Genomic DNA, 6,084 nt, shown 5'->3' with positions numbered 1-6,084 from the left:
GTCCTCGGAGGCTAGGCGGGGCGGGGCGCGGCGTCCGCCCGTTGACTTCCCAGGTGCGCGGCCGTGCTCGCGGGTGCGGGGGCGCTCGCCGGCTCGAGGTCCGTTCTCCTCCGGCTCCCGCTCCGTTCTCCTCCGGCTCCCGCTCCGTTCTCCTCCGGCTCCCGCGACTGTCCAGGAGTTGTCGCACTCGAGCTCGAGTGCGACAACTTCTGCGCACTCGGCGACGACCGCTGGGACAGGCCCGGCGGCTCGCGACCACGCGGAAGCGGCCGTACTGGAGCGCGAGTACGGCGACTTCGGAGCAGTGGCGACCGGCTCGAGTGCGCGGGTCCGCGAGTGCTCAGGAGTTGTCGCAGTCGACGCCGAGTGCGACGACTTCTGGACAGTGGGGGGAGGGGCTCCGGGTGAGGGCTCGCGAGTGCTCAGGAGTTGTCGCAGTCGACGCCGAGTGCGACAAGTTCTGGACAGTGGGGGAGGCTCCGGTGAGGGCTCGCGAGTGCTCAAGAGTTGTCGCAGTCGACGCCGAGTGCGACGACTTCTGGACAGTGGGCGGCGTCCGAGCGGCGTCAGGGGCCCCGGCAGCACCCGTCAGGGACCCCGGCGGCACCCGTCAGGGACCCCGGCGGCACGCATCCGGGACCCCGGCGGCGCGCGTCGCGCCCGGCACCCGCGACCTAGGGTGAGGGCATGCATCCGCTCGACGCCCAGGACCCGCTCGCGCACTGCCCCGAGCTGTTCGTCCGCACCCCCGAGGTCCGCTCCTACCTCGACGGCAACTCGCTCGGCCGGCCGCTGCGCGCGAGCGTCGCCCAGCTCGCGCGGTTCGCGGAGGAGGAGTGGGGCGGCCGCCTCATCCGCGGCTGGGAGGAGGGCTGGCTCGACATGCCGCTCGAGGTCGGCGACGCCCTCGGCTCCGCGGTGCTGGGAGCCGCGGCCGGGCAGACGGTCGTCGCCGACTCCACGACCGTCCTGCTCTACAAGCTCACCCGCGCGGCGATCGCCCGCCAGGCGGAGCAGGGGCGCGACGAGATCGTCGTGGACACCGACAACTTCCCCACCGACCGGTACGTGCTGGAGGGCATCGCGGCCGAGACCGGCAGCACGCTCCGCTGGATCGACTCCGACCCCGGGAGCGGCGTCGGCCCCGACGACCTCGCCCCGGCGCTCGGCGAGCGGACGGCACTGGTGCTGCTCAGCCACGTCGCCTACCGCTCGGGGTTCCTCGCCGACGCCGCGGCGATCACCGCTCAGGCGCACGAGGCCGGCGCGCTCGTGCTCTGGGACGCCTCCCACTCCGTCGGCTCGGTGCCGCTCGAGCTCGACGAGTGGGGCGCGGACCTCGCGGTCGGCTGCTCCTACAAGTACCTGAACGGAGGGCCGGGGGCGCCCGCGTGGGCGTACGTCGCGTCGCGGCACCAGGGCTCGCTCGCGCAGCCGGTGCAGGGCTGGATGGGCGTCGCCGACATGTTCGAGATGGGACCCGGCTACCGTCCGGCCGAGGGGATGCGGCGCTTCCTCAGCGGCACCCCGCCGATCACGGGGATGCTCGCGATGCAGGACATGATCGCGCTGATCGCCTCGGTCGGCATGCCCGCGGTGCGCGCGAAATCGGAGGCGATGACGGCGTACGCGCTGGAGCTGGCCGACGCGTGGCTGGTGCCGCGCGGGGTGCGGGTGGCGACTCCGCTCGATCCCGCCCGGCGCGGCTCGCACGTGACGATCGCGCACGAGTCGTTCGCCGGCCTCGTCCCGCGGCTGCAGGCGGAGGGGATCGTGCCGGACTTCCGCCGACCCGACGGCATCCGGATCGGCCTCTCGCCGCTGTCGACCACCTTCGCCGAGCTGGAGCTGGGCATGGCGGCCGTCCGGGACGCGCTGGACTGAGCGGGCCGGGGCTCGGCGGGGCGGCTGTCCCCGGCCCCGCCCCTGCCCCTACCGCGCGTCGCGCGTCCGGCGGGTGCTCTCCTTCTGCAGGGCCTCGACGAGCTCGGCCTTCGTCATGCGCGAGCGGCCGGAGACGTCCAGGCGCTTGGCGAGGTCCATCAGGTGCGCCTTCGTGGCGTTCGCGTCCACTCCGCCCGCCGTCTCGCCCCCGGGGGAGCGGCCGTGGCCCTCGGCGCGGGAGTCGGAGGGGCCGCTCTCGGCCTTGCGCTCCCAGTGGTCGCCGACCTTCTCGTACTCGTGCTTCAGTGCGGCGAAGGCCGTGCGGTGGGCGCGCTCACCGTCGCCGTAGCTGTCGACGGCCGAGTCGTGCGCGGCCGACCAGAGCTTCTGCGCGTGCTCGTCGGAGCGCTCGATGGTGGACGGGATCTGTTCCTCGCGGGGCATGGCGGCCTCCCTCTCGTCCTCCGACGCTACGTCGGGTCGGAGGCGCCGGTCACCCCGTTGACGAGCGCTCGGCGGGCGCCTCCGTCCCCGGAGCGCACTCGGGAGGCCGCTGCCGGTGTTCTCACCGGGCCGACGCCGATGATGGGGCGATGTTCATCCCGACCAGAGCCGCCGGTCTCGAGGCGCTCGACGACTTCGTCGCCCGCGCGGGCTCCGCCTACGCTCGCGACCGCAACCACGACCTCGGACCGTCCCGGGACAACGTCTCCGGGCTCTCGCCCTACCTCCGCCACCGCCTCGTCACCGAGCGGGAGGTCGTCGCCGCGGTCCTCGCGCGGCATCGCCTGACCGCCGCGGAGAAGTTCGTCCAGGAGGTGTTCTGGCGCACCTACTGGAAGGGCTGGCTCGAGCAGAACCCGGACGTCTGGCGCCGCTACCGCCGCGAGGTGGCGGACTCCTCCGCGGGTGATCCTCCGCCCGGCTACCTCGACGCGATCGGCGGACGCAGCGGTATCGACGCGATGGACGCGTGGGTGAGCGAGCTCGTCGAGACCGGGTACCTCCACAACCACACCCGCATGTGGTTCGCGAGCATCTGGATCTTCACCCTCGGACTGCCCTGGCAGCTCGGCGCCGACTTCTTCTACCGGCACCTGCTCGACGGCGACGCCGCGTCCAACACCCTGTCGTGGCGATGGGTCGCCGGCCTGCAGACTCCGGGCAAGACCTACCTCGCCTCCGCGTCCAACATCGCGCGCTACACGGAGGGGCGCTTCTCGCCGAGCGGCCTCGCCACCACGGCCCGCGCGCTCACCGAGGAGCCCTTCCCGCCGCGGGCACCGCTCGAGCAGGACGACGTCGTGGGGACCGTCGGCGCCCGCCCCGGCCTCCTGCTGCACGAGGAGGACCTCGAGGCGGAGAGCCTGCTCGCCGAGCAGCCGGGTCTGGCCGAGCGCCTCGTCGCGTGCGCCGTCGCCGGGGACGCGGGCGGGCGCTCGCCGTCCGGAGTCTCCGACGCGGTCGCCGCCTTCACCGCCGCGGCGCTCGCCGACGCCGCCGAGCGCACCTCCGACTCCAGCGGCCGGCCGGCGAGGGTGCTGGCGGACGCGCGTGCCGCGACGGTCGTCGACTGGGCGGTGTCCGAGCGGATCGACACCGTGGTCGTTCCGTACGCGCCGGTCGGGCCCGTCGGAGAGCGGGTGGAGGCGCTCCGCTCGGCTCTCGCCGACGAGGGGGTCGCGCTCGTCACCGTGCGCCGCCGCTGGGACGGTGCGGCGTGGCCGTCGGCGTCGCGGGGGTTCTTCCCGTTCCGGAAGCGGATCCCGGCGCTGGTGCGCGACCTCGTCGAGCCCGCCGATGCGGCCCGCCTGTTCTGAGCGGCGTCCTGTGAGCCGCGTCCCGCGAGCTGCGTCCTGTGGGCCGCGTCCCGCGAGCTGCGTCCTGTGAGCCCCGTCCTGTGCTGCGTCCTGTGAGCTGCGTCCTGTGAGCCCCGTCCTGTGCTGCGTCCTGTGAGCCCCGTCCCGCGGAACCTGTCTGGTCCCGCGGGGCGGGTGCCGCTCAGCCGAGCAGGCGGTCGCGGAGGAAGTCGCTCGCGAAGCGGCCCGAGGGGTCCCACTCGGAGCGGAGGGTGCGCCACTCCTCGAGGTGCGGGTAGAGCGGCGCGATCTCGTCGGCTCCGGCGAGGAAGTGCTTGCCCCAGTGCGGCCGGGCCCCGAGCGGCAGCAGCGCGCCCTCGACGGCGGGGAGCACGGCGTCGACGCCGGCGCGGTCCTTCTTGAAGGTGAAGTGCACGCCGACGCTGTCGCGGCCTCCGGCGGGGGAGAGCCACTGGTCGTCGCCCGCCATGGTCCGCAGCTCCGTGATGAGCAGGACGTCGTCGATCCGCTCGCCGATCGCGCGCAGCGCCACGATCGCCTCGCGGACGTTCGCGCGCGGCACCATGTACTCGCTCTGGATCTCGTCGCCCGCGCTCGGCTCGCGGTCGAGGCGGAAGTGCGGCAGGCGCTCGGACCACGGTCCGACGGAGCCGCCGAACGGGTTCAGGTTGGAGTCGACACCCTCCGAGACGGCGAAGAGGCTCGCGGAGGCGGCGACCGCGCCCAGGTGCGTCGCGTCGACGTCGGCGACGGATCCCGCCGCCACCTTGGTCTTCAGCCACAGCTGCTCCACCGTCGGCGAGGACCAGTGGGTCATGAGGCTGACGCTGTAGGCGGAGGAGGTGATCGCGTCGAAGTCGTCGAGCACGCGCTCCCAGGGCAGGTCGACGAACGCGTCCTGGCGGACGTCGAAGGTCGGCTGGATGTCGAGGGTCACGCGGGTGACGATGCCGAAGGCGCCGAGGCCGACGACGACGCCCTCGAAGCCCGGCTCCCCGCGGCGGATCGTGCGCAGCGAGCCGTCGGCGGTGACGAGCTCGAGGGCCGAGACGGCGGAGGAGAGGTTCGCGTTGCGGTCGCCCGAGCCGTGGGTGCCGGTCGCGATGGCGCCGGCGACCGAGATGTGCGGGAGCGAGCCCATGTTGTGCAGGGCGTAGCCGTTGCTGTGCAGGTGTGCGGCGACGACGCCGTAGCGGGTGGCGCCGCCGACGGTGACGGTGCTCGCCTCGGCGTCGATCACAGGGTCGGAGGCCAGGCGGCCCAGGTGCAGCAGTGCGCCGGGGGTGTCGGGCAGGGAGTTGAAGGAGTGGCGGCTGCCGAGGGCGCGGACGCGGTCGTTCTCGCGGACGAGGCGCTGCACCTCCTCGACGGACTCCGGCTCGATGATGTCGGCGGCGCGGTACTCGTAGGTGCCCGCCCAGTTGCTCCGTGAGGTCATGGGTCCATTCTGCCGGGTGCTCAGGGGATTTGTTGTTGGTTGCAACGAATGGCCTGGTAACGCACGGGACGCGGCAGGACGGAACGGCGTGGATTTTGTTCGGGGCGCGCTCCGGGCCCCTGACGGGAGGGCGGCGATGACCGCGCGCAGACGATCCCGCTCCGATCTGTTCCGGGTGAGCGTGAGCCTCCTGGTCACGATCGTGGTGGTGCTGCTCGTCCTGGCGACGGGGACGCTCGCTCCGGGCGACGGGGCCGTCGATGCGACGGGGCCGTCGATGCAACGGCGACCCTCGTTCCGGTCTCTCTGCTCGGCCGGCCGCTCTGCACCGCCCTCTCCGTGGGCTGGAGCGCCGCCTCGTACTCGCGCCTCGACGAGCAGGCGCTGCGAAGCGCCGCCGAGGAGGAGGCGCGCGGAGAGCGGCGCCTCCTCCCGCGGATGCTGGGGGCGACCGGGGCGACCAGCACGACGCTGTCGGCGGCGGTGCCGGCGATCGTGGTCACGGTGGCGATCGCGGTCACGATGGCGATCGCGCAGAGGACGGAGTTCCGCAGCGAGCCCCTCTCCATCGCCGCCGCCCTGCTCGCCGTCGCGAGCTCGTGGATGCTGATGGTCCTCTCGGTCGCACAGGCCTGCCTGCGCCTCGAGTCGCGGTCGCCCCGGCGGTCGCAGGTGCGGTTCGCCTTCGAGGGGGTGCCGCACTTCAGCGACGACGCGACCCTCGCGCTCCTGCTGTCCACGACGGCCGCCCCGGTCTCGGCCGAGATCCGCTCGAGAGAGGGCTGGCGCCTGGTGCGCGCGAACGTCGTCATCGCGTCCGCCTTCGACTCGGTCATCATCGCGATGACGGTGTCACTGCTGTTCGGCGGACTCGCGGCCTGAGACGGCCGGAGCGGAGCGTCCGGCGGAGCCGGGGGCGGCGGGGTCGGGGCGGGTTCGAGG

Annotated in this window: 5 protein-coding genes; 3 read left to right on the top strand and 2 right to left on the bottom strand. The window is 73.6% G+C overall.

The genetic code is table 11. The annotated features are described in order from the left end of the window. Positions 1-687: 687 nt before the first annotated feature. Complete coding sequence (locus tag C5B93_RS16655) at positions 688-1,884, top strand: kynureninase (RefSeq protein ID WP_104292989.1); 1,197 nt, start codon at positions 688-690, stop codon at positions 1,882-1,884. Between the two features lie 48 nt (positions 1,885-1,932). On the opposite strand, the gene C5B93_RS16650 is transcribed toward C5B93_RS16655, so the two are convergent. Continuing rightward, entirely contained in the window at positions 1,933-2,328 is a 396-nt protein-coding gene (locus C5B93_RS16650; protein WP_104225169.1) for a ChaB family protein, read from the bottom strand. 149 nt (positions 2,329-2,477) lie between these two features. Between C5B93_RS16650 and C5B93_RS16645 the strand changes: the two genes are divergently transcribed. Beyond that, entirely contained in the window at positions 2,478-3,704 is a 1,227-nt protein-coding gene (locus C5B93_RS16645; protein WP_104292988.1) for an FAD-binding domain-containing protein, read from the top strand. 181 nt (positions 3,705-3,885) lie between these two features. On the opposite strand, the gene C5B93_RS16640 is transcribed toward C5B93_RS16645, so the two are convergent. Then, a complete protein-coding gene (locus C5B93_RS16640) occupies positions 3,886-5,142 on the bottom strand; it encodes a D-arabinono-1,4-lactone oxidase (RefSeq protein WP_104292987.1) in 1,257 nt (418 codons plus the stop codon). Positions 5,143-5,295: 153 nt separating this feature from the next. Here C5B93_RS16640 and C5B93_RS16635 point away from each other — a divergent pair, with 153 nt between their 5' ends. After that, positions 5,296-6,024 (top strand): DUF1345 domain-containing protein, encoded by a 729-nt coding sequence (locus C5B93_RS16635; protein ID WP_104292986.1) that lies wholly within the window; start codon positions 5,296-5,298, stop codon positions 6,022-6,024. Positions 6,025-6,084: the final 60 nt, after the last annotated feature.

The sequence above is a fragment of the Rathayibacter sp. AY1A2 genome (genome assembly GCF_002930935.1).
Taxonomy (GTDB): Bacteria; Actinomycetota; Actinomycetes; order Actinomycetales; family Microbacteriaceae; genus Rathayibacter.
Note: the sequence above shows the minus strand (reverse complement) of the source record. Positions and strands in the feature narration are given on the sequence as shown.

Bases quoted from the DNA above. Each gene is read 5' to 3' on its own strand.
- C5B93_RS16655 (WP_104292989.1), top strand. From the start codon at position 688: ATGCATCCGCTCGACGCCCAGGACCCGCTCGCGCACTGCCCCGAGCTG.
- C5B93_RS16650 (WP_104225169.1), bottom strand. From the start codon at position 2,328: ATGCCCCGCGAGGAACAGATCCCGTCCACCATCGAGCGCTCCGACGAG.
- C5B93_RS16645 (WP_104292988.1), top strand. From the start codon at position 2,478: ATGTTCATCCCGACCAGAGCCGCCGGTCTCGAGGCGCTCGACGACTTC.
- C5B93_RS16640 (WP_104292987.1), bottom strand. From the start codon at position 5,142: ATGACCTCACGGAGCAACTGGGCGGGCACCTACGAGTACCGCGCCGCC.